Source organism: Saccharopolyspora sp. NPDC050389, assembly GCF_040655595.1.
Lineage (GTDB): Bacteria > Actinomycetota > Actinomycetes > Mycobacteriales > Pseudonocardiaceae > Saccharopolyspora.
Genome location: NZ_JBFAKG010000029.1, coordinates 19,784 through 41,812 on the forward strand (window position 1 = coordinate 19,784; position 22,029 = coordinate 41,812).

A 22,029-nucleotide genomic window follows, 5' to 3' on the forward strand; every position below is an offset into this window, starting at 1 on the left:
GCATTTGAACAATGAAGTCGGGCAATGTCGGGGCAGATGACGAGTGACGATATGCAAGCGCACTTCCTACGCTTTCCGGCATGACAGCGCCGCCCATCTCAACCGTCCTCGACGAGCGGACGGCATCCAGAGCCGCCGCTGGAGCTCTCGTCGGCAATGCTCTCGAGTGGTACGACTTCTTCCTGTTCACCACCGCCGCCGCGCTGGTGTTCAACGTGCAGTACTTCGCCTCGGACGATCCGGTGACGGCCGTGATGGCGTCCTTCGCGACCCTCGCCGTGGGGTTCATCGCCAGGCCGGTCGGTGGCCTGATCTTCGGCCGCATGGGCGACCGCGTGGGACGGCGCAAGACGCTGCTGTTCACCGTCGCGCTGATCGGCGTGACGACCGGCTTGATCGGCCTGCTGCCCAACCAGTTCTCCATCGGCGTCGCGGCGCCGATCCTGCTGACCCTGCTGCGGATCGTGCAGGGGTTGGCGCTCGGCGGGGAGTGGAGCGGCGCGATCATCATCGCCGTCGAGCACGCGCCGCCCGCCAAACGCGGTTGGTACGCGGCGCTGCCGCAGATCGGTTCGCCGCTGGGCACGCTGCTGTCCTCGGGGGCGTTCGCGCTGGTCGCCCTGCTGTCCAAGGACGACTTCGATTCGTGGGGTTGGCGACTGCCGTTCCTCGCGGCGATCCCGCTGCTGCTGTTCGCCTTGTTCATCCGTTCCCGGCTGGAGGAGTCCCCGGCGTTCCGGGAACTCCTGGAACGTGACGAGATCGAGCATGCGCCGGTGTCCGCGGTCCTGCGCAAGTCGTGGCGGCAAGCCGTCGTCGGCCTCGGCGTCGCACTGCTGGGAATGGGCGGGTTCTACCTCGTCACGACGTTCGTGATCAGTTACGGGACGCGGGTGCTGCAACTGGACCGGACCCTGCTGCTGTCGGGCACGCTCGTCGCGGCGGTGGGTGAGATCGCCGTCATCGTCGTGGCAGGCCGGCTCGCCGACCGGTTCGGCCCCAGCCGTGTGGTGGTGGCCGGTGGGCTTGCCACCGCAGCCATCGCCTTTCCGGTGTTCTGGCTGATCGAGACCGCGCAGCCGGTTCTGGTGGTAGCCGGGATGACACTTGGGGTGGCTGGTCTTTCCTTCCCCTACGGGGCTTGTGGTTCGGTGCTCGCCGGGTTGTTCGAGCCGCAGCTGCGCTACAGCGGAGTTGCGATCGCCTCGAACGGGTCGGCCATGCTGAGCGGTTGCGTGCCGCTCGTCGCTACGGCGGTCTTCGCCGCCAGCGGCGACCAGATCTGGACCGCAGCCGCACTGTTCGTGGCAATCGCCCTGATCACCGCCGTTTCCGGGCTGTTCGCGCCCCGGCTCAGCATCGCCGGGCCGGCTGCAGCGCGCTACTGAGGAGGAGCACACGTTGACGACAGACAACGACGTCCTGGCTGATTTCCGGGCGCTGTCCGAGATCGGCGCCACCGAAGCCGGCGGGGTCGAGCGCCAGGCCGCCACGGTCAACGACCGGTTGGCCCGCGAGTGGCTGGTCGACTGGTTGCGGGCGCGCGGCTTCACCACGCGCGTCGACCGGATCGGGAACCTCTTCGGCTGCTACGAGTGGCATCCCGGGGCGCCGTACGTGTTGGTGGGGTCCCATTTGGACTCGCAGCCGCGCGGCGGTCGGTACGACGGTGCCTACGGCGTGCTCGCCGCAGCGCATGCCGCGTGCCGGGTGCATGAGCGCTTCGCCGAGTCCGGGGATCGACCGGCGTTCAACGTCGCGGTGGTGGACTGGTTCAACGAGGAGGGCTCCCGGTTCAAGCCCAGCATGATGGGCAGTGCCGTCTACACCGGGAAGATGCCGCTGCACCAAGCGTTGGCCGTCACCGACCACGCCGGTGTGACGGTCGAGGACGCTCTCACCGAGATCGGATTCCTCGGTGCCGAGGACGGGCCGCGTGCCGCGTTCGCGGCGGAGATCCACATCGAGCAGGGGCGCATCCTCGACAAGGAGGGCATCCAGATCGGCTTGGTCGAATCGACCTGGGCCGCGCACAAGTACCAGATCTCCGTCGTGGGCGAGCAGTCGCACACCGGATCGACGGTGATGGCCGACCGGCAAGACGCGTTGCTCGGTGCCGCGCGGATCATCGTGGCGGTCCGGGAGTTGGCCGACCGGTTCCCGGAAGGAGCACTGCACACCTCGGCCGGGCAGCTCATCGTCCACCCGAATTCACCCGTCGTCGTCGCCCGCGAGGCCGAGCTGCACCTGGACCTGCGCTCGTCGAGTCTCGACGTGTTGCACGAGGCGGACGAGATGCTCAACCGCGAGTTCGCCGCGATCGAGATGTCGACCGATGTTCGGATCGTCAAGAAGAGCGCGCACTTCTGGCCGGCGAGCGAATATCAGCCCGAGGGAGTCGACCTGGCGCGCGAGCTGTCCGGCGAACTCGGCCTGTCGCACCGTCCGATGCAGACGCTCGCAGGCCACGATTCGACCAATCTGAAGGACGTCGTGCCGACCGTGATGCTCTTCGTGCCCAGCGTGGAAGGCATTTCGCACAACGAGCGCGAATACACCAAGGACGAGGACATCTGCACCGGTGTCGACCTGTTGACCGGTGTCGTGGAACGCCTCTGCCGCGGAGACCTCCGCCAGCCATGAGCCGACGGCCCGAGTTCGACGCTGGGGTCGGGCGCCTTCGTCGCCGCCCGACCCCAGCGGCTCGGCAGGAGATGCGCGCGTCGATCCCGTCCAGGGCTCGCCGGCGCGGGCGAGCCTTTCCGCGGTCGTTCACCCGCGGCCATGGTCGGCGATTTCACCGTGCCCACCTGCAGTTCCTGGGTGAGCTAGCCCCGCAGGCACCGCTGCTGCCAGGGCAGACCAGAGCGGTCGAACAACCGGGAAAGACCACCACCGCCCATTCGGTGGATCGGGGCGGAGTTTCCTCAACCTCCACGCGAAAATCGCCAGAGCCCTGTCGACGGATTGCGTCGACGGGGCTCTTCGCGTTGTGACGTTGGAGGCGAGCCCCCATGCTGCATCGGGAAGAACAGATCCATCGTCGGCGTTTTCGCCGCCGAGGACGGGTCTGAAGCCATCATCTCCTCAATAGTCCGCCGAGTCGTCGTCGGTCATGTCCGGCTCGACCGAGTAGCCGCCATCGCTCATGCCCGGGTCGGCGGAGTAGCCGCCATCGAGCGAGCTCGGATCGACCGAGTAACCGCCATCGCTCATGCCCGGGTCCACCGAGTAGCCGCCGTCGCTCATGTCCGGGTCGATGGAGTAACCGCCGTCGAGCGAGCTCGGATCGACCGAGTAGCCGCCGTCGAGCGAGCCCGGGTCGACCGACATGTTCGGTTCGGCGGAATAACCGCCGCCCGACATGTTCGCATCCGCCGACATTCCACCCATGTCGTCCGTGCCGGGGAGGCACATGCCGGCGCCCTGCTCGGACGCGGCGGCTGCGGCTCCGGCGTCAGCGGGGTCCACTTCGTGCGGGAGGTCCTCTTCGCTCACGACCTCCATGCCGCGGACCGCGTCGACGCCTTCCCCGACGATGCCGCCGATTCCGCCGCCGACCTCGCCACCTGCCCAGTCCGACCCGGGTGGGCCGAACTCCGCACCGGCAGCACCCCCGATCACGCCGCCGATCGCTTTTCCGGCCCGCTCGCCCGCGTGCTCGTCGCTGAAGTCGCCTTCCTGGACGGGCCCGGGGAACGGGACGCCACTGTCGTTCGGATATCCAGGGTTCGCTTTCGGTCCCACGTTTTGCACAGGACCCTCCTTCCCGGTCCGCCGAATCAAACGCGCGCTCCAGCGCGGGGTCTGACCCGACGGGCGCCTATGTTCGGCTCAACCGACCCGCGGTCACCCGGTCGGTTCGACGAGGTCGCCCAGCATTCCTTCGCAGCTGCGGATCAGGACATGGGCGGCGGCGACCGACTGCCGCAGGCTCGCCGGGCTTTCCGCCCGGCCCTGCCAACGGGCCAGCGCCTCCTGCGCGGCATTGCGGATCGCCCCCTGGTCAGCCTCCGGCGCCAGCCCGAGGCGGCGGGCCGGGGCGATTCCCGAACTTCCCAGCAGGCGCTCGGCTTCCCCGACCTCCTCCTCGGTGAGCCCGGCGGGGTCTTGCCGCAGGGAGTTGAGCAACCGGAGCTCGGCGATCTCGTGGGCGCCGGCCCACACCCGCTCCACATCGGCGACCAGTTGTTTGTTTCCCTCCAAGGGCATTTGCCGCAGCACCGTGCCCAACGCCTGTAGCACCGATCGAGCTTTGAGCACTTCGGCCCGGGCGGCGAACTGGGTGCCCAGCGCCGCGACGAGCTGCCGCAGCCCGGAGTTCTCGATGAGCATCGCGGCCAGCTGCGTGGAACTGCCGCACTTGCCCGACCGGATCAGCTCGATGCCCAGTCGCAGGCCGTACAAGCCCAGGCGGTCCAGCAGCCGGCTCCGCCCTTCGGCGTCGACCTCGGCGGGGCAGTCCAGCTTGACGAAGCGGTCCACCGAAATCAATGTCGGTGCCAGTTCCTCGACCGGTGCCCTGGCCAGCAGTTCCAGCTCGCGGAATTCCTCCTCGCGCAGCGTCCGCCCGGTGTAGGCGAGCAGCCCGGTCACCGGCAGCACCGTCTGGCACAGCCGACGCACCTGCTCGTTCTTCCGGTAGGAATCGGCCACGCGCGCCGCGCTCGCCATCGAATCCAGCTTGCCCGCACCGATCTCGTCGGCCCGCGACAGCACGCCCACCGCGTTGACCGGTGTCGGTTGCACGATGTCGTCGTCGTGGAATGCCTCCAGCAACCGGATGTCCTCGCGGTGCGCGTAGCGCATCAAGTACAGCACCGCATCGGCCGGCGTGACCCGACCGTCCGCCGGCGTCAGGAAGTCCTGGGCCCGCTCGGAGACGTCCGCCGACACCGAACCGATCCCCGGTGTGTCGATGAGCATGAAGTTGCGCAGCGCGGCGGACGGCCACTCCACCACCAGCCGCTCCACGTCCGCGGCCCGGGCGCCGCCGAGGTCGATTCGGATGGCGCGGCCGTCCGGGCGGGCGTACCGCACCTCGCGCGCCTCCCCCTGCCTGGGCTGCAGCACCACGCGACAACTTTCGCCGTGCTGGAACCAGGTGACGATGCGGGTGCACTCGCCCGCGTCGGTGGCCGCCAGCTCCTCGCCGATCAGCGCGTTGAGCAGGGTGGACTTGCCGGCCTTGACCTTGCCCGCGATGGCCACCCGCAGCGGCTGCCGAACCCGCACCGCGAGGGTCTGCAGCGATGCCTCGGCCGGGGTGCCGGCGTAGGCGGTGGCCGCCGACCGGAGGACCCCGTCAACCTGCTGGATGAGCGATGAGTTGTTCATCCCGCACCCCGCCTTCACTTGCCCGGGAGAGAGTTTCGGCTTTCTTGCGCAGCACTGCCACGGACTTGCGGGCCTGCTCCATCTCGGGCAGGCGGCGCTCCCGCTGGTCCTTGTCGGCCCGCAACGACTTCTTCGCCGCCGCCACCGACTGCGCCGCCGCGTTCTGCAGTTCCGCCGCGCGTTCGGAATAGCCCTGCCGCATCTCGCGCTGCATCCGGCGGATGGTGTCCTTGGAGTCCTTGGCGATGTGGAACTTCAGGTCCTCGGTGTACTGGTTGACCGCCGCCTTGGCCTTCTGGCGGCGTTCCTGCACGTCGCGCTTGGCCCCGGAGCGCAGTCCGCCGACACCGCTGAGGACGCCGAAGGCCATCGACACCGGGTTCATTCCGGACATCAGCGCCACCCGGCCCACGGTCTTGAACAGCAGCATGCCGGTGCGCATCCCCTTGGTCTTCAGGCTGGCCTTGACGATCTCGACGTCCTCGGTCGCCTCCTCCAGCTCCTTGATCAGCTCCGTGGGGGCCTCGGCGTGCACTTCGACCTCGGCGCCCTGCTGGTCCTCGGCGAACTGCTCGGCCACCGACTTGCCGAGCTCGGCGACGCGTTGTTGGAGCAACGTGTAGTTCTCCACCACCTCCGCGGTTAGCCGGCGCCGCATCCACGCCTGGATCTCCTCCCAGGTCTTCGCCGGATCGCCTTCGTTGATCGCCTTGTTGGCCTCCCTGGCGAGGTCCCGGAACCGCCGCCGCATGTCGAAGTCCACATCGGACGAGATGTTGCCGAAGCCGTCACCGAGCGTCTGCTGCCAACGCGCCCCGGCGGCGCGCAACGACTCGGCCTTCTTGCCCGCCTCCTGCAGCTTCGCGACGAGCTCTTTGCCCTGCTCGGGATCGGCCAACGCCTTCTGCCGAGCCGCCAGCACCTGGTCGACCTGGTCCAGCACGTCGCGGAAGTTCGCGGTGACCGCGGTCAGGGTGAGCCGTTCGATGTTGGCGACCACTTTCTGCCCGAGGTAGGCCAGCAGCGGCACGCAACCGGACTCCGCGAACAACCGCTTGTCGCGTTTGAGCGCGGCCTGCGCCTGCAACGCGGTGGCCACCGGGAACACCGGGATCTCCAGCCCCGCGGCGCGCAGGTGCGCCTTGTCCTGCTCGACGATCTGCCGCCACTGCGGGTAGAGGTCGATCTTCGTCACCGCGCAGACCACGCTCGGGCAGAGGTTCTTCGCGGATTTGAGCAGTTCGATCTCCGTGGCGGTGAGTTCCTGCGCGGCGTCGGTGGCGAACACCAGCGCGTCGGCGGCCGACAGCACGCCGTAGGTGGGCGCCTCCGCCGTGTCGCTCAGGCCGCCGACCGGCGTGTCCACGAAGGTCACGCCCTGCGACAGCAGCTGGTTTGGGATGCCCACGTCCACCCACATCAACTTGCCGCCCTTGTCGTTCGGCGGAGCCTCGGTGACCTGCCTGGGGATTTCCCGCAACGGCGCAGCCACCCGGCTGGCCTCCTTCTTGCCGTTGCCGCTCGGCTGGTAGGTCAACGTGACGGTGGGCTTCTCGGCGTAGGCGATCGACATCGGCACGGCGGTGGACGCGGTGTCCACCACCGGGCAGATCGGCACGTTGACCAATGCGTTGACCAGCGAGCTCTTGCCCTTCTTGAATTCGCCGACCACGACGATGCGGATCAACCGCTTCTTCCGGTCGGCCAGGTGCTTCCGGTCCGCGTTCAACCGCCGGACCAGGTCCTTGCGCCCGCTCTTCTCGGCGAGCCTGCTGGCCGCGGCCAGGACGGCTTCGACGCCGTCCACCCAGTGCGCGGAGCCCCCCTCGGGGGGCTTGGGTTGCTGCGATGGCCCTGTCATTGCCGCCCACCTGACCCCGTTACCGTCAAAGTCCACTGTGGATGTGCATCGGTCAGAACCCGAAGAAGTCGCTGATGGCGTCGCCCGCGTCCTCCAGGGCACCGCCGACGTCGTCGACCACGTCGGTCACCGTCTCCGCAGCGTCGTCGAACACATCGCCCGCCGACGTGCCGAAATCGGTGAAGGTGTCACCGATGTCGCTGACCGCCTCCGTGCTGAAATCCCAGACGTCCGTGAGCTCGTCGTCGAATCCGATGTCGGTCACGAAGTCCCAGGTGGCGTCACCGACCGCGTCGGCGGCGTCGTCGATGGCATCGTCGATACCGGCGTCGCCGAGCCATTCGCCGAACTCGCTGCCGAGCCAGCCACCGGCTGCGGCTCCCAGCGGCCCGAGGAAAACTCCGCCGATGGTCGCGCCCGCGACTCCGCCGACCGCCGCGCCGTAATCGCCCTCGAGGAGGTTATCAACGCCCGAGGCGAGACCGCCGACGCCGAGCACGCCGCCGCCCACGTCCACCGCAGTGTCCAGCATGCCGCCCCAGTCACCGCTCATGACGTCGGTGGCCACGTCCGCGTATTCCCCGACACCGAGCGCATCGGCCGCGACACCAGCCGCTTCACCGGCCAACCCGCCCCAGTCGCCGCTGAGCACGTCATCGGCCACGTCGCCGATCGGACCGAGATCGCCGACACCGATTTCCTCGGCCGCAGTCCCGAGCAGGCCGCCCCAGTCGCCGTTGTAGAAGTCGGTGGCCGCCTGGCCGAAATCGCCGACACCGAGCCCGCTGGCCACGTTGTCGGCCAGCCCGCCGATGTCCCCGCTGAGCAGACCGCCCGCGACCTCGCCGAGCCCGGTGTCGCCGATCGTGGTCGTCACCGAACCGGCCAGGTCGCCCCACTCCCCGCCGAGCAGGTCGTCGGCGACCGTGGTGAAGTCGCCGAACCCCATCCCGGACAGGGTGTCGCCGGCGTAAGAACCCCAGTCGGTGCCGCCCAGCGTCCCACCGACCCAACCACCCAGATCGGCACCGGCGGCGGCCGTGAGACCGAACGGATCGCCCAGCGGCGCGCCCAAGCCGCCGAGCGCGTCGCCGGACAGGGCCGGCTCGGTGATCTGGAGCACAGCCGGATTCGAGAACGGATCACCCTGCGCCCACGGCAGCGTGGTCGTGGTCGTGGTCGTTGTCGTTGTCGTTGTCGTGCTCCAGCTCCCGGTGTCCCAGCCCCCAGCACCCAAGCCCCCGGTGTCCCATCCCTCGGGGAGGACCCCGGTGTTCCAGCCTCCGCCGTCCCAGAGCCCGGACGTATCCAAGGCCGTTGGGTCGTACCCCGTGTCCCAGGGGGCCTGCCCTGATTCGCCGAGCAAGCCGCCTGACGACTCGTCCGTCGCCGGGTCGATGGAACCCGGGTCGATGAAGTACGAGATGTCAGGGTCCTCCTGGACGCCCGTCTCGGCTGCGGTGCCGGCTCCCAGCGGCTCCCGCATGTCCTCGCCGCCGAAGTATCCGGTTGGACCCGCTACGCCGCGGGCGTCGAGGTCGCGCAGCCTGTCCAGGTCCTCCTGACTGAGATCCTGCTGTTCCGCTGCCAGGCCCGCGTCTTGTGTGGTCGAGTAGTCCGGGTGCTCGTACTCGGTGTGCGGCCCCAAGCTCTCGTAACCGGGCTCAGCCGGCTGCACATCGTCCCAGGCCCCGCGCTCCGGCTGCTCGTACTCCGTGTGCGGCGCCAAAGTCTCGTATCCAGGCTCAGCCGGCTGCACATCGTCCCAGGCTCCACGCTCCGGCTGCTCATAATCCGTGTGCGGCCCCAAGCTCTCGTAACCAGGCTCAGCCGGCTGCACGTCATCCCACGCCCCACGCTCCGGCTGCTCATAATCCGTGTGCGGCGCCAAAGTCTCATAACCAGGCTCAGCCGGTTCCACCTCCGGCTGTTCCCCGGCTCCGGGGTGCTCGTATCCCACCTCGGAAGTCCAGCTTTCACCCGCGGGGAACTGGTATTCCAGGGTCGTGTACTCGCCGGTGTCGGACGTCTCCTCGGCGGGTTGGTCCACGTCCTCCGTCGAGTAATCGGGAGCCTCCTCGACCACATCCGCTGGCTCGGTCCCGTAGTCCGCCGGCTCATCGACCGAGTAGTCGGATGGATCGGTGTAGGCGACGTCGGTGGAATCCTCGGCGGTGCCGTAGTCGGATGGATCGGTGTAGGCGACGTCGGTGGAATCCTCGGCGGTGCCGTAGTCGGATGGATCGGTGTAGGCGACGTCGGTGGAGTCCTCGGCGGTGTCGTAGTCGGATGTCTCGGCGGTGTAGTCCGTCTCGGCCGAGTAATCGGTATCTGCCGAGTAGTCCGGCTCGGCCGAGGAATCGGTTTCGGCGGAGTAATCCGTCGTTTCCTCAGCAGAGAAGTCCGTGGTCTCGTCGCCGGCACCCGTGTCAGCGACCATCTCCTCGTCCATGTCTTCCCGCCTCGTGTCGTGGGTGGTCGTCCACCCGGACGCCATCACTGGTTGTGGGTGCCCTTGTTGGTGCCGTCAGTTCCTCCGTCGCCGGTCTTCGGCGGGTTTTCGTCGGTGGGCTTCGGCGGATCGTCGGTCACGGTGCCGCCTCCGGAACCGCCCCCAGAGCCATCACCGGAACCGCCGGAACCCCCGCCAGATCCGTTGTCCGTGCCGCCACCGGAACCGCCCCCAGAGCCACCGCCGGAACCGTTGTCGGTGCCACCACCTGAACCTCCGGAACCGCCGGAACCGCCATCGGTGCCCCCGCCGGAACCGTTGTCCGTGCCACCGCCCGTACCGCCGCTGCCTCCGGAGTCGGTACCGCCCTGCTGGTTCGGGACGTACTCCGGCGTGGGCGCCGGAGCCAGGGGGGCCACCGCAGGTGGCGGAGGCGCGGTGGACAGACCCGACAGCAACGTCCAGCCGCCCCAACCCGCGCCCCCGAGCAACAAGGCCACAACGGCTACGAGCGTGATCACTCGCGCCCGCCGTTCCTTCAGCACTGCGGGGACCTTCAGCGATGGCATCGACGGCTTCGAAGGCATTTTGAGCGGCGAACTCGATGGTGCGACCGGTGCAGCCTCAGGCACGTAACCGGCCGTCTCCCCAGGTGCGGCCGCGACCGGAGCGGGCTCCGGCTCCTCGGCAGGTGCCGGCGGCTCCGCCGCTGCACGCTGCTGCGGCACCGGCTCCGTTGGCGCCGGCTCCGGCTGCATCGGTGCCGGCTCGCTCGGCGCCTCCTGCGGGACGCCTACCGATGGGCCCACCTCCGCGGCGGGCTCGCTCATCCCGGCCGGCGCCGGGCTCGCGGCTACGGACGGCGGAGCCGGGGTGAGCTGGCTGGCGGCTCGTTCGCGCGCGATGATGGCCGCGCCGGACGCGATCGCGTACTTCGGGGAGGCATCGACCGCCACCGGCCTGCGCAACTCCGCGGAGATCATCTGGGAGATCAGCGGGATTCGCGAGGATCCTCCGACCAGCAGCACCTTCTGCAGATCCCCCGGCTCGATCTCGGCCGAACGCAGTGCGCGCAGCAGGTCCCGGATGGTTTCGGCGACGCTCGGCCGGATCATCTGCTCGAACTCCTGCCGGGTCAGCCGCACCTGCGTCTGGACCTGAGGCAGCAGCACCGGCACGACCGTCTGGGTGTCCTCCGACAACGCCTCCTTGGCGGCTGTGCATTCGGCGCGCAGGCGCAGGATGATCTGTCGGGTCTGCACGTCGCGCGGATCAAGTCCGTGCAAGGATTTCCCGGTGCTGCGCACGACGTGGGTCAGCACGGCCTCGTCGAAGTCCATACCGCCGAGGTGTTCGATGCCCTGCGATGCTCCGACCAGGTCGAATCCGCGCTCGCGCTTGGCCAGCACCGCCGCGTCGAACGTGCCGCCGCCGAGGTCGTAGACGGCGACGGTGTCACCGGCGTCGACCCGTTCCGCCGAGGCGTAGGAGATGGCCGCGGCCTCCGGTTCGGTCACCGTGGTGGCCCCGGGCAGGTCGGCCAGCTGGAAGCACTGGGCGAGCAGGTCTTGCTTGTACGGCCCCCAGTTCGCCGGGTGGCAGACCGTCACGTGCTTGGGCGGCTCACCCCGTTCGCGGGCGACGGTGTCGACGGTCCAGCGCAGCAGCCGGGCCATCAGCGCGTCGGCGGAGAACGGTTTGCCGCCCAAGATGATCGGGGCCGGGTCGCCGAACCGGCGCTTGAATTCCCGGACCACGCGACCGGGGTCGGTTGCCGCCCGCCGGTGCGCGGCCTCGCCGACGAGGAAGTCGTCGGCGTCGGTCAGGAACAGCACCGACGGCACCTTCGGCGCGTGTTCACCTAGTGTGGCTACCTCGACTCGGTCCTCCACGGCGACCGCCGCCGCGGTGAAGGTGGTGCCGAGGTCCACCCCGATCTGGTATCCCATCGGCCTGTCTCCTGCGCCAGCCCTGGTTCCCGTCCCGGTGGTGATCTGCGGTACGCCTAGCGCACCCGCGGCCCGCCACTGCCATGTTCCGGTCGACTGTGGACCGCAGCCTCCACGCGGTGGCGTACCCAGGTAGCGACCGATGCGTTGTGGCCACGCACTATCTGCGTCCAGGCCTGTGCCGATCGCCCTGTAGCCATGCGAACACGCCGAGTTACCCGGCAATAGCGTCGAAAGTCCCGGCTCGGGCGAGGATCTGCACGCGGACCGCGGCACCCGAACTCGGTTGGCAGGCAGAATAACCTTCTGCCACAACCAGGTCTGATGTGGACAGTTTCAGAAGTGGCTTTCGGGATGCAATATGCCGCGAGCGCTGCACGAACCCGTTTGGGATCCACCGGAAACGACACCGCCCTGGACACGCCCCTGTTGCGACTGCACATGGAAACCGCATGCCGCCGCGGCGGAGCACTGACCCCCGATCTGGACCCCGACCAGTGCCTGATCCTGCTACGCGAGAAAGGCGAAAGCTTGGGTCAGCCGCTGCAGAAGATCTTGATCGACGAGTCTTGGCAGTTCCTCGGCATGGAATCCCCTGACCAGGGCGCCGCACTTTCGAGCCCGGCAGCGGTCCCACCGCGGAGCAGCTCCGTGGTGGGATCGCTGCCGCCGGCCCGGGGCGAAAGAGCGCCGCCGGGCAGCCACCGCCGGTAGTCGATTTGTCGCTGTCGGCCACCGGATTCGCCGCTGATCGCTCCTCTCCGTGCATGTTCGAATACTGGGAATCAAATTCCCAGTGAATGGGAGAAATTGCTGGGCGGCTGGGCGCCGCCGACGTAGCGTGCCCGCCGTGACAAGCCCGGAAACCAACCGGAAAGCCGGTAGTCGAGCAGCGCAGATCCTGGCGGTGTTCGCCGAGTGGGAGAGCGTGACCGCGGAGGAGATCTCCGCCGTCACCGGCATCCCGTCGAGCGCCGTGTACCGGCACCTGACGGCGTTCGTCGAAATCGGGCTGGTGCACCAGGCGCGCACGCGCGGCCGCTACTGCGCGGGGTCGCTGACGGTGCAGATGGCCGAGAACTACCGGCGCGAGGTGCTCAGCCAGGGCGGGGTGAAGCGCCGCCTCCGGCGGCTGGCGGCCGATACCGACGAACTCGCCGCGTTCCTCATCGCCCGCGACAACGACGTGCTCTGCGTCGAAGCGGCCGAGGGGACGCGAGTCGTCCGGTGCAGCTTCTCCCCCGGGCTGAGCAAGCCGCTCGCCTTCGGCGCGAGCGCCCAGGCACTGCTCGCGCACCTGCCCGAGGACCGGGTCGGACGTGCCGCCGCGGCGCACGCGCTGACCGCCGCGCAGGTGCAGAAGTTGGAGGTCGACCTGCGGCGGGTGCGGGACCAGGGCTTCGCGGTGAGCGTCGGCCAGGTCGATCCGGGCGTGTGGGGCGTGAGCGTGCCCGTGTTGGGCCGGAAGCAAGACCTCGTCGGCGTGGTCAGCACGATGGCCCCGGATTTTCGCGTCCGGCCTCGGCGCGATTCCCTCATCACGCTCACGCACGCCGCCGCGCAGGACATCAGCAGATTGGAGGATCACGCGTGAGCACACCCGTTCTTCGCTGGACCGGACGCGTTGACGGACCTGGCCCGGAACATCGCCGGTGGCACAACGCCATCAACGAATCACCCGGCGCCACCGGCGTCTCGCTGATCGGTTTTCCCAGCGACGAGGGAGTCCGCCGCAACGGCGGCCGGCCGGGGGCGCAGGCGGGACCGGGCGCGATCCGCGCGGCCCTGGGTTCGTTCGCGATCCAGCCGGAGGTCGTCGTGCACGACGCCGCCGACGTCGCGGTCGTCGGTGAGGACCTCGAAGCTGCGCAGGACGGCCTCGCCGAGGCGGTCGTGAAACAGCTCAGCGCCGAAAACCTCCCGTTCGTGCTCGGCGGCGGGCACGAGACGGCCTACGGCTCCTACCTCGGGCTCGCGCGCAGCGGCCTGCTGGACGGGCGGCGGCTGGGCGTGCTCAACCTCGATGCGCACTTCGACCTCCGGAAAGCCGATCGCCCGACGTCCGGCACACCGTTCCGGCAGATCGCCGCCGCGGAAGCCGCGCGCGGCGCCGAATTCACCTACGCCGCCATCGGGATCAGCCAGCCGAGCAACACCGCCGCGCTGTTCACGACCGCGGCCGACCTCGGCGTCCGCCACCTGCTGGACCTCGATTGCCAGGAGCGGCACATCGAGGACGTCCTCCAATTCGTCCGGGCCTTCGCCGCGGACGTCGACGCGCTGTACCTGTCGATCGATCTCGACGTGCTCCCCGCCGCACAGGCGCCGGGGGTCAGCGCCCCATCGACCCTCGGCGTACCCGCCGGTGTCGTCATCGAGGTGTGCCGGCTGGTCGCCAGCGACCCGAAGCTCGTCCTGGCCGACATCACCGAACTGAACCCCACCTACGACATCGACAACCGCACCGCTCGGGTCGCGGCTCGCCTCGTGCACACGATCGCGGTGAGCGCCGCCGGCCGATCCGTCCCGGAAGGACACTGAAATGCCCCGTCAGCGAACCTGGGCGCGGCTAGCGACCGCGCTGCTCACCGGCCTGGCAGCCTGCCTGCTCGTGCTCGTGCCCATGAATGCGGCGACCGCGGCGGAGCCTCCCGCCACCGGCAAGCTCGCGGCGCTGCGGTCCGGTCAGCTCCCGCTCCGAGTCGGCACCGACGCGACCTTCCCGCCGTTCGAGTTCACCGACGCCCAGGGCAACCAGCTCGGCTTCGACGTCGACCTGGTCCGAGCGCTGGCCGCGCGGGCCGGTATCAAGAACGTCGAGTTCGTCCAGATGCCGTTCGGCAACATCGTTCCCGCGCTGCAGGCCAACCAGATCGACGTGGGCGCCTCGGCGATCTACATCAGCGCCGAACGCGCCAAGGCCGTCGACTTCTCGGACATCTACTACCCCGGTGGCCTCGCGATCTTCGCGAACGAGAAGGACAACTCCATCGCGTCGCTGCAGGACCTCGCGGGTAAGCGGGTCGCCGTCCAGGTGGGCACGAAGTCCGTCGAGTGGCTCAAGCAGCACCAGCCCGCCGCGCAGCTGATCACGGTGCAGACCAACGAGCAGATGTTCTCGTCGGCGCGGCTGGGTCAGGCCGACGCCGTCGTGACCGGCGCGCCCGCCGGGAAGTACTTCATCGCCCAGCAGGGCGGCCTCAAGCAGGTCGGTGACCGCCTGACCGACGAGAACTACGGCTACACCTTCCAGAAGGCCGATCCGGAGCTGCGGGACGCGTTCAACACCGCGCTCAAGCAGATGCGCGACGACGGCTCGTACCAGCAGGTCACCGAGAAGTGGTTCGGCGCGGAGACCACGGCGGCCAAGCCGGCGGAGCACCCCCTGTTCAACGTCACCACCATCATCGAGTCCTCGGGGCAGATCTGGCAGGGCCTGCTCGTCAGCATCCAGGTCATCCTGAGCGCACTGGTGCTGAGCCTGCTGCTCGGCACCATCGGCGGCTTCGCCAAGCTCAGCCGGATCCCGCCCCTGCGGTGGCTCGGCACCGCCTACGTCTCCGTGATCCGCGGGACGCCGTTCGTGGTCCAGCTGTTCTTCATCTACTTCGGACTCCCCCAGCTCGGTCTGCAACTCCCGCCCATGGCGGCCGGAATCATCGCGCTCGGGCTCTACAGCGGCTCGTACGTGACCGAGATCTTCCGCGGCGCCGTGCAGTCCGTCGACCGCGGTCAGCTGGAAGCGGCGCGGTCGTGCGGGATGTCGCACGCCTCGTCCATGCGCCACGTGATCATCCCGCAGGCCTTCCTGCGCATGCTGCCGCCGCTGGGCAACGAGTTCGTCTCGATGACGAAGAACTCGGCGCTGGTGTCCTTCGTGACCATCCACGAGCTGTTCCTCGTGGGGCAGACGATCATCTCGCGCACCTTCGACGCGTTGACGGTCTACCTGTTCATCGGCCTGCTCTACTACCTGCTCACCAACCTCATCGGTTTCGCGACGAGCACCATCGAGAAGAAGATGGCGGTGTACATCTGATGGCACTACTCGAAGTCAAGGACCTGACCAAGGCCTACGGCGATGCCAAAGTGCTCAACGGAGTCGACTTCGCCATCGAACCCGGCCAGGTGGTCGCGGTGATCGGTCCCAGCGGCGGCGGCAAGTCCACCTTCCTGCGCTGCCTCAACCTGCTGGAGACCCCGACCGCCGGCAGCGTGCGATTCGACGGCGAAGAGCTGACCGGACGCGGTGTCGACCTCGACCGGCTGCGGTCCCGGATGGGCATGGTGTTCCAGCACTTCAACCTCTTCCCCAACATGACCGCGCTGCGCAACGTCGTGCTGCCCCAGATGAACGTGCTCAAGAGGTCGAAGGCCGAGGCCGAGGCGAAGGCGCGCGACCTGCTGCAGCGCGTCGGCATGCTCGAACGCGCCGACGCCTTCCCGAACAGGTTGTCCGGCGGGCAGAAGCAGCGCGTCGCGATCGTCCGCGCCGCCGCGATGGACCCGAAGCTGATGCTCTTCGACGAGCCGACCTCCGCGCTGGACCCCGAGGTCGTCCAGGACGTACTCGACATCATGTCCGAGTTCGCCGACGACGGCATGACCATGGTCGTCGTCACCCACGAGATGGGCTTCGCCCGCAAGGTCGCCGACCGCGTCGTCTTCGTCGACGGCGGCAAGATCGTCGCCGACCTCCCACCGGCGGAGTTCTTCTCCGACAGCAACACCAATCCCCGCATCCGCGCCTTCCTGGACAAGGTCCTCTGACCGCTCCACGACGGCCCGGCAAAGCCTGGGCAAGGCCCTGCGGACAGGGCCTTGCCCAGGCTTGATCCCCGTGCGCGGGGTGGTGGTACGACAGGTTGAAGCGCCGGCCAGAGGCAGTGCCCATCCGATTGTCCGTCCACAAGAGACGATCATCGGCAAGAAACGGGAAAGCGCAAGATGAGCCACCAAGGCTCACGGTGCCTCAGCGCAGTGCGACGCAGGGCGGAACGCAGCAAGGCGCCGGCTCGACGCAGGCCCAACTCTCACGCCTGCGCCGAGCCGACGCCTCGGGGCTCACGGGTTGCAGTACAACGCCGCCGCGATGAAGAACCCGCCCCAGCCGCTCACCAGGGTGCCGACGAAGAGACGCACTGCTCCTTCGCGGCGAATTCACGAGCCGCAGCGCACGTCACGGGCGGTGCCCGGTGTCCTGCCCGCTGAGCATGCGGGCAGGGTTGGCCCGGGTGAGCGTCTCGATCCAGTCGTCGCCGACTCCGAGTGCCCGCAGCATCTCGGCGAAAACCGTTGGCACGAAAGCGAACCCGTTCCCGCCGTGCCGCGTCCACATCTGCTTCAGGAAGACGTCGTGGCTGAGCAGCACCCGGTGGCCGTGGCCGGCCTCGACGAGCCCCGCGACGGCCGCCGCGCTCACCCGGCTAGCCGGGGCCTCGCCCTCCTTCGGGAACGTGATGTCCATGCCGATCATGTCGAACTCCAGCCAGACCCCGCGGTCGGCGATGCCGACCTGGTAGGCGGTGTCCGCAGCCGACGGGTCCATGTGCGACAGCACCACCCGGCCGGGGTCGACGCCGATCTCGTCGAGCACGATGTCGAGCACCTCGTGCCCGCGGCGCTGCCAGCCGGGCAGGTGGATCATGAGCGCGACCTCGGGGTGCTCGCACTGGGCGAGCGCGGCAGCCCGCAACGAGGCCGCCTCCGCCGGGGTGAAGTCCGGGGAGACACCGATCTCGCCGATGATCCCCGGCCGGGCCCGGTGCTCGCCGACACCGCGGGCGAGCTCGTCGCCGATGCTCGCGGCCTGCGCCTCGACCGAGTTGGCCGTGATGCGCTCGCCTTCGAACTTCTCCAGGTAGGCGCCGCAGCCCATGACGATGTTCAGGCCGGTGCGGCGGGCCGCCGCCACCAGCTTGTCGGGGTCGCGGCCGATGGCCGCGCTGCACGTGGCGTCGACGATGGTCCGGCCGCCGACCGCTTGGAAGGCCGCGACTTCGTCGACCACGCCGTCGACCGGCTTGGCGGCCAGGTTGTCCGGGCAGCAGTACGGGTCCTGCCGGAGTGCCCACGCCGCCGATGCGTCGACGGCGCTGCCGGCCAGGAACTCGGTGAACCGGTAGCTCGGCGGGTCGAGCACCCCGGACAGGTCGTTGAAGAGGTGCTCGTGCGGCAGGACGAGCCCCAGTTCGCCGGCGGGAACCGGGCCCGTGACGGTCTGCACGAACCCGCCGGTCACCGCGCGGCTCCCGGTTCGTCGGCCCGGCGGGAGGGGATCATGCCGATCCCGGCGGCGACCAGCGCGAGCACGGTGCCGATCACGGTGACGAGGTGGATCGGGTGGCCGACCGAAGGCACGACCAGGTCGAGCAGCAGCGAACCGACGAGCTGCCCGGCCACCGAACCCAGCCCGAGCAGGAGCAGGCCGAGACCGCGCACCAGCAGCGCCATGAAGCCGATCGACAGCAGTCCCAGCACCCCGCCGGTGTACATCCACCAGGTCGGCGGCAGCGAGAAGTGCGCCGTCCCGATCGCCAGCCGGACCAGCAGGCCCGCCAGCAGGACGACGAAGCCCACCAGGAAGTTGAACGTGATCGAGACCAGCATCGAGCCGCTCTCCCGCGCCACGGCCGCGTTGCCCGCCGGCTGCCACCCGGCGAGCAGCCCGGCGGCGAACGGCAGGACGGCGAGCGCGATCGCGTGCGGCACGTGGAAGTTCGGCGAGATCGTGACCGCGGTGGCGGCGACGGCCAGCGCGGCGCCGAGCCCGCGGGCGACCGAGATCGGCTGCTTGACCGTGGCGGTGACGCCGATCCGGTCGCAGATGACCCCGGAGATGATCAGCCCCGCGATCAGGGTGATCTGGAAGACCGCCACCCCGAGGACCCCGACCGAGACGCCCTCGGAGAGCACCACCGCGCCGCCGCAGAGGCCGGCGAGGTAGTTCCACCAGCCGATGCGGCGGCTGCGGATCAGGCGCGGAATGCCCAGCGCCTGCCGGCGCGTGCTGGGCCGCGCGAACACGATGACGAGCATCAGCACCAAGCCGCTGCCGAACGAGATCACGGCCGCGCTGTTGCCGTCGCCAACGGTCTCGCCGAGCGCGCCGTTGACCGCTGACTGCAGCGGGCTGAGCATGCCGGCCAGCACCGTGGCGATGACCAGGGCGGTCGTGGTGGCGCCGCGGGCCGCCCGGCCGGACGTCGCCGGCGGGGCCACCGGAGGAGCGGGGGTATTGGTCATGGCGGTGCGCACTCCCTAGTTTTCCGTGGTGCACCGGATGGGGTGAGACGGGGGCAAGGCTTGGACGTCGTTGTCGCGCCGAGGCACACCGCGGGTGGCTTGGGCAGCCCAGCGGGGGCGCGGCTGGGGCTACCGGTCGCCGGCCAACCAGGCGACTGCCTGGTGGAACAGCCGACGGTAACCCTTCCACTCCATGAACTCGGTGGGTGCCCAGTGCGGCGAGATGTCCGAGGCGAAGGCGAGGGTCCGGCCGGCTCCTTCGGCGCGCACGGCCAGCAGCGGCCGGGATTCGATCGTGGCGAGCACGGTCGCGTCGGGCTTGGCGATCAGCCGCTGGTAGCCGAGCAGGATCGGCCACTGCGCGTCCAGGCCCTCGGTGACCGGGTGCGCGGTGCCGGTGAGCTCACCGGCGATGCCTTCGGGGCATTCCACCCGGTCGTCGTAGGGCAGGATCTCGACCGGCAGCACGTCCTCGATCGGCGTGCCGTGGAAGTTCGCCTTGGCCTGGAACCCCTGGAAGCTGAGGTAGCCGCCGGCCATGGCCAGCCCGCCGCCGCCCCGCACCCACTCGGCCAGCAGCTTGAGCCGGTTCGGGAAGGGGCGTCCCTGGTTGAACACCTGCGGGTGCAGCAGCAGCGAGTTCGCGCCGATGTCCGACAGGATCACCACGTCGTATTCGCCCAGTTCCGCCGTCGACGCGGGGAAATCGGTGGCCACGGCGTGCGACGGCAGGTGCACCACCTCGTGCCCCTCCGCGCGCAACGCCGCGAGCAACGCCTCGGCGCCGATCTCGAGCTGGGCCCGGTCGATGGCGTCGAAGCCCTTGACGTCGGTCGTCCGGGCGACCCAGGACTCCCCGGCCAGCAGCACCCGACTCAATTCCGCCTCCTGGTGAAAGTACTTTGCGCAAACTTTGCGCTCGATGTTGCGCAAACATAAGCGGGCTCGTTCGGCGCGTCAAGAGCAAACCCCGGAGACTTGCCGATACACTGCGCTCGAACACTCGACGAAAGGGGCGGCGATGACGTTGACGCGCGTTGCGCAACTTGCGCAAGTGTCGACCTCGACGGCGTCGCGCTACCTGCGCGGCCAGCTGAAGGTGCAGTCGGAAACCGCTGCCCGGATCGACGCCGCCGTCCGGGAACTGCACTACGAGGTGCGCCCGTCAGCATCCCCGGATGCCGCGCGCGACCACGGGCCGGTCATCGCGCTGATCGTCCCGGAACTGGTCAACCCGTTCTTCGCGGCGCTGGCCGAGGAGATCGCCACCGCGGCCGCGGTCAGCGACGCCTCGCTCGTCATCGGGGTGACCGGGCGGCAGGCGCAGCGGGAAGCCAAGGTGAGCGATTTCGTCGCCGGCACCGAGGAGATCGACGGGATGATCTACGTCGGGATGCACCGTGAGAACCCGCGGCTGCTCCAGGCGATCGCCGACGGGCTGCCGGTGGTCGTGCTCGACGAGGAGATCGCCGACACCGCCGGGGTGGACACCATCGGCGTCGACAACTACGGCGGCGCCTACCAGGCAACGGCATACCTGGCGCAGCTGGGACACCGGCGCATCGCGCACATAGCCGGACCACGGGAGCTCTCCACCACCCGCGACCGCCTCCGCGGATACCGCGACGCGATGGCCCACGCCGGCCTGGAGGTCGACGAGGACCTGGTCCTGCACGGCCCCTACACCGAGCAGTTCGGCGCGAGCACCTTCCCGTACCTCACCGGCGCCGCGCAGCCGCCCACCGCCGTCTTCATCGGCAGCGACATCGCCGCGGTCGGCGTCCTCGGCGCCGCCGAACTGCACGGCCTGCGCATCCCGGATGACCTGTCGGTGATCGGCTGCGACGGCATCCGGGTCGGCGAATGGCTGCGCCCGAAGCTCACGACCCTGCAGCAGCCCGTCGCCGACCTGGCCCGAGGGGCCCTGGAACTGGTCCACGCCCGCATCGCCGAACCGGATACCGACACCGTGCGGCGGACCCTCCCGCTGCAGCTGGTCATCCGCGGTTCCGCGACCCCGCCCCAGCACTGACCACGGAGGACCCGTGACCGATCCGATCGCGCTCACCCAGCAGCTCGTCCGACTCGACACCCGCGCGGCCGGTGAGAAGGCCGCCGCCGACCTGCTCGCCCCGATGCTGGCGTCGGCCGGTTTCGAGGTCGCGGTCGACGAACCGCGACCCGGCCGCGCCAATCTGGTCGCCAGGTTCGGCACCGGCACCCCGATCACCCTCACCGGGCATCTCGACACGGTGCCGGCCGACCCGGCGACGTGGTCGTTCGACCCGCACAGCGGCGAGATCGACGGCGACCGGCTGCGCGGCCGCGGCAGCAGCGACATGAAGGCCGGCGTGGCGGCGATCGCCGCCGCCGCGATGCACTGCGCCCGCACCAGCCCCGAGGACCTGGCCGTGCAGCTGGTGTTCACCTTCGGCGAGGAAACCGGCTGCGAAGGCGCGGCGCTGCTCCCCGAGCTCGCGCCCAGCCCCGCGCTGCTGGTCGCCGAGCCGACCGCCAACCGGATCGTGCTCGGGCACAAGGGAGTCCTGTGGCTGCGGCTGACCGCGCACGGCCGCAGCGCCCACGGTTCCCGTCCGGAACTCGGCGAGAACGCCCTCGCCGCGCTCGCCGAAACCGCCGTGCGCATCCACCGGCACGCGGGCTGGCCGACCAGCCCGACGCACGGCCCCGCCACGGTCAACGTCGGCTCGTTCCACTCCGGTGTGCAGCCGAACCTGGTCCCGGACCGAGCCGAGCTGGTACTCGACATCCGCACAACGCCGGAGTTCACCGCCGCCGAAGCACGTGCCGCGATCGGCGAGCTCGCGCTGCCCGGCACGGACTTCGCTACCGAGCTGGACCTGCCCGGCGTCGCCACCGACTCCGAAAACCCGTTGGCGCGCAACATCATCGACGCCTTGTGCCCGGCGGATTCCAACCGACGACCCGAGTACGCCACGTACTTCACCGACGCCTCGGTGCTGGCCACTGCCCTCGGCTCGCCCGCAGTCGTCATCTACGGCCCGGGCGACCCCGATCAGGCGCACGTCACCGACGAGACGTGCTCCGTCACGGCGATCCGCGAAGCGACCGAGGCGCTGACCCGACTGCTCACCACGTGGCGGTCGGCGGCCCAGTAGGGCTTGCTCGCGTCCGGCTTGCGGCAAGCCCGGTCGAGCGCCGCC

The 22,029-nt window shown here is 69.5% G+C and carries 17 protein-coding genes; 9 read left to right on the plus strand and 8 right to left on the minus strand.

The window, feature by feature from the left end; all coding sequences use genetic code 11:
- The first annotated feature begins 80 nt into the window (after positions 1-80).
- The gene (locus AB0I53_RS20340) at positions 81-1,388 is read left to right on the plus strand and encodes an MFS transporter (protein ID WP_358604910.1); all 1,308 of its coding nucleotides are present in this window, start codon (positions 81-83) and stop codon (positions 1,386-1,388) included.
- 13 nt (positions 1,389-1,401) lie between these two features.
- Positions 1,402-2,643 (plus strand): M20 family metallo-hydrolase, encoded by a 1,242-nt coding sequence (locus AB0I53_RS20345; protein WP_358604913.1) that lies wholly within the window; start codon positions 1,402-1,404, stop codon positions 2,641-2,643.
- 444 nt (positions 2,644-3,087) lie between these two features.
- On the opposite strand, the gene AB0I53_RS20350 is transcribed toward AB0I53_RS20345, so the two are convergent.
- The 5 genes from AB0I53_RS20350 to AB0I53_RS20370 form a co-directional block, all read right to left on the minus strand.
- Positions 3,088-3,756, minus strand: a complete 669-nt coding sequence (locus AB0I53_RS20350) for a hypothetical protein (RefSeq protein ID WP_358604916.1) — start codon at positions 3,754-3,756, stop codon at positions 3,088-3,090.
- A 93-nt stretch (positions 3,757-3,849) separates the two neighbouring features.
- Positions 3,850-5,337 (minus strand): dynamin family protein, encoded by a 1,488-nt coding sequence (locus AB0I53_RS20355; protein WP_358604919.1) that lies wholly within the window; start codon positions 5,335-5,337, stop codon positions 3,850-3,852.
- Complete coding sequence (locus tag AB0I53_RS20360; RefSeq protein WP_358604922.1) at positions 5,306-7,198, minus strand: dynamin family protein; 1,893 nt, start codon at positions 7,196-7,198, stop codon at positions 5,306-5,308. The genes AB0I53_RS20355 and AB0I53_RS20360 overlap by 32 nt, the downstream gene beginning before the upstream one ends.
- Positions 7,199-7,250: 52 nt before the next feature.
- On the minus strand, positions 7,251-9,650 hold the full coding sequence (locus AB0I53_RS20365) for a hypothetical protein (RefSeq protein ID WP_358604925.1): 2,400 nt from the start codon (positions 9,648-9,650) through the stop codon (positions 7,251-7,253).
- Positions 9,651-9,694: 44 nt separating this feature from the next.
- Entirely contained in the window at positions 9,695-11,599 is a 1,905-nt protein-coding gene (locus AB0I53_RS20370) for an Hsp70 family protein (protein ID WP_358604928.1), read from the minus strand.
- A gap of 342 nt (positions 11,600-11,941) precedes the next feature.
- Between AB0I53_RS20370 and AB0I53_RS20375 the strand changes: the two genes are divergently transcribed.
- The 5 genes from AB0I53_RS20375 to AB0I53_RS20395 all read left to right on the plus strand — a co-directional run bounded on the left by AB0I53_RS20375 (position 11,942) and on the right by AB0I53_RS20395 (position 16,369).
- The gene (locus AB0I53_RS20375) at positions 11,942-12,313 is read left to right on the plus strand and encodes a hypothetical protein (protein WP_358604931.1); all 372 of its coding nucleotides are present in this window, start codon (positions 11,942-11,944) and stop codon (positions 12,311-12,313) included.
- 136 nt (positions 12,314-12,449) lie between these two features.
- A complete protein-coding gene (locus tag AB0I53_RS20380; protein ID WP_358604934.1) occupies positions 12,450-13,193 on the plus strand; it encodes an IclR family transcriptional regulator in 744 nt (247 codons plus the stop codon).
- Positions 13,190-14,140 (plus strand): formimidoylglutamase, encoded by a 951-nt coding sequence (gene hutG / locus AB0I53_RS20385; protein ID WP_358604937.1) that lies wholly within the window; start codon positions 13,190-13,192, stop codon positions 14,138-14,140. Before AB0I53_RS20380 ends, hutG begins: the two co-directional genes overlap by 4 nt.
- Before the next feature lies 1 nt (position 14,141).
- Positions 14,142-15,638, plus strand: a complete 1,497-nt coding sequence (locus tag AB0I53_RS20390; protein ID WP_358604939.1) for an ABC transporter substrate-binding protein/permease — start codon at positions 14,142-14,144, stop codon at positions 15,636-15,638.
- The gene (locus AB0I53_RS20395; RefSeq protein WP_358604942.1) at positions 15,638-16,369 is read left to right on the plus strand and encodes an amino acid ABC transporter ATP-binding protein; all 732 of its coding nucleotides are present in this window, start codon (positions 15,638-15,640) and stop codon (positions 16,367-16,369) included. The genes AB0I53_RS20390 and AB0I53_RS20395 overlap by 1 nt, the downstream gene beginning before the upstream one ends.
- Before the next feature lie 409 nt (positions 16,370-16,778).
- Here the strand turns inward: AB0I53_RS20395 and AB0I53_RS20400 are convergent, their stop codons facing one another.
- From AB0I53_RS20400 to AB0I53_RS20410, 3 genes are all read right to left on the minus strand, one after another.
- Entirely contained in the window at positions 16,779-17,840 is a 1,062-nt protein-coding gene (locus AB0I53_RS20400) for a phosphotriesterase-related protein (RefSeq protein WP_358604945.1), read from the minus strand.
- A complete protein-coding gene (locus AB0I53_RS20405) occupies positions 17,837-18,844 on the minus strand; it encodes a DMT family transporter (protein ID WP_358604947.1) in 1,008 nt (335 codons plus the stop codon). Before AB0I53_RS20405 ends, AB0I53_RS20400 begins: the two co-directional genes overlap by 4 nt.
- A 129-nt stretch (positions 18,845-18,973) precedes the next feature.
- Positions 18,974-19,714, minus strand: coding sequence for a glutamine amidotransferase (locus AB0I53_RS20410; RefSeq protein WP_358605145.1), 741 nt, complete (start codon positions 19,712-19,714; stop codon positions 18,974-18,976).
- Positions 19,715-19,865: 151 nt separating this feature from the next.
- On the opposite strand from AB0I53_RS20410, the gene AB0I53_RS20415 reads away from it, so the two are divergent.
- Both AB0I53_RS20415 and AB0I53_RS20420 read left to right on the plus strand, forming a co-directional pair.
- Entirely contained in the window at positions 19,866-20,876 is a 1,011-nt protein-coding gene (locus tag AB0I53_RS20415; RefSeq protein WP_358604949.1) for a LacI family DNA-binding transcriptional regulator, read from the plus strand.
- Between the two features lie 13 nt (positions 20,877-20,889).
- Positions 20,890-21,984: a M20 family metallopeptidase gene (locus tag AB0I53_RS20420; RefSeq protein ID WP_358604951.1), complete on the plus strand. Its 1,095-nt coding sequence runs from the start codon at positions 20,890-20,892 to the stop codon at positions 21,982-21,984.
- Positions 21,985-22,029: the final 45 nt, after the last annotated feature.

Excerpts from the sequence above, each read along its gene's own strand:
- AB0I53_RS20365 (WP_358604925.1), bottom strand. The coding sequence starts at position 9,650 with ATGGACGAGGAGATGGTCGCTGACACGGGTGCCGGCGACGAGACCACG.
- AB0I53_RS20370 (WP_358604928.1), bottom strand. The coding sequence starts at position 11,599 with ATGGGATACCAGATCGGGGTGGACCTCGGCACCACCTTCACCGCGGCG.
- AB0I53_RS20415 (WP_358604949.1), top strand. The coding sequence starts at position 19,866 with ATGACGTTGACGCGCGTTGCGCAACTTGCGCAAGTGTCGACCTCGACG.
- AB0I53_RS20340 (WP_358604910.1), top strand. The coding sequence starts at position 81 with ATGACAGCGCCGCCCATCTCAACCGTCCTCGACGAGCGGACGGCATCC.
- AB0I53_RS20360 (WP_358604922.1), bottom strand. The coding sequence starts at position 7,198 with ATGACAGGGCCATCGCAGCAACCCAAGCCCCCCGAGGGGGGCTCCGCG.
- AB0I53_RS20395 (WP_358604942.1), top strand. The coding sequence starts at position 15,638 with ATGGCACTACTCGAAGTCAAGGACCTGACCAAGGCCTACGGCGATGCC.
- AB0I53_RS20405 (WP_358604947.1), bottom strand. The coding sequence starts at position 18,844 with ATGACCAATACCCCCGCTCCTCCGGTGGCCCCGCCGGCGACGTCCGGC.
- AB0I53_RS20355 (WP_358604919.1), bottom strand. The coding sequence starts at position 5,337 with ATGAACAACTCATCGCTCATCCAGCAGGTTGACGGGGTCCTCCGGTCG.
- AB0I53_RS20390 (WP_358604939.1), top strand. The coding sequence starts at position 14,142 with ATGCCCCGTCAGCGAACCTGGGCGCGGCTAGCGACCGCGCTGCTCACC.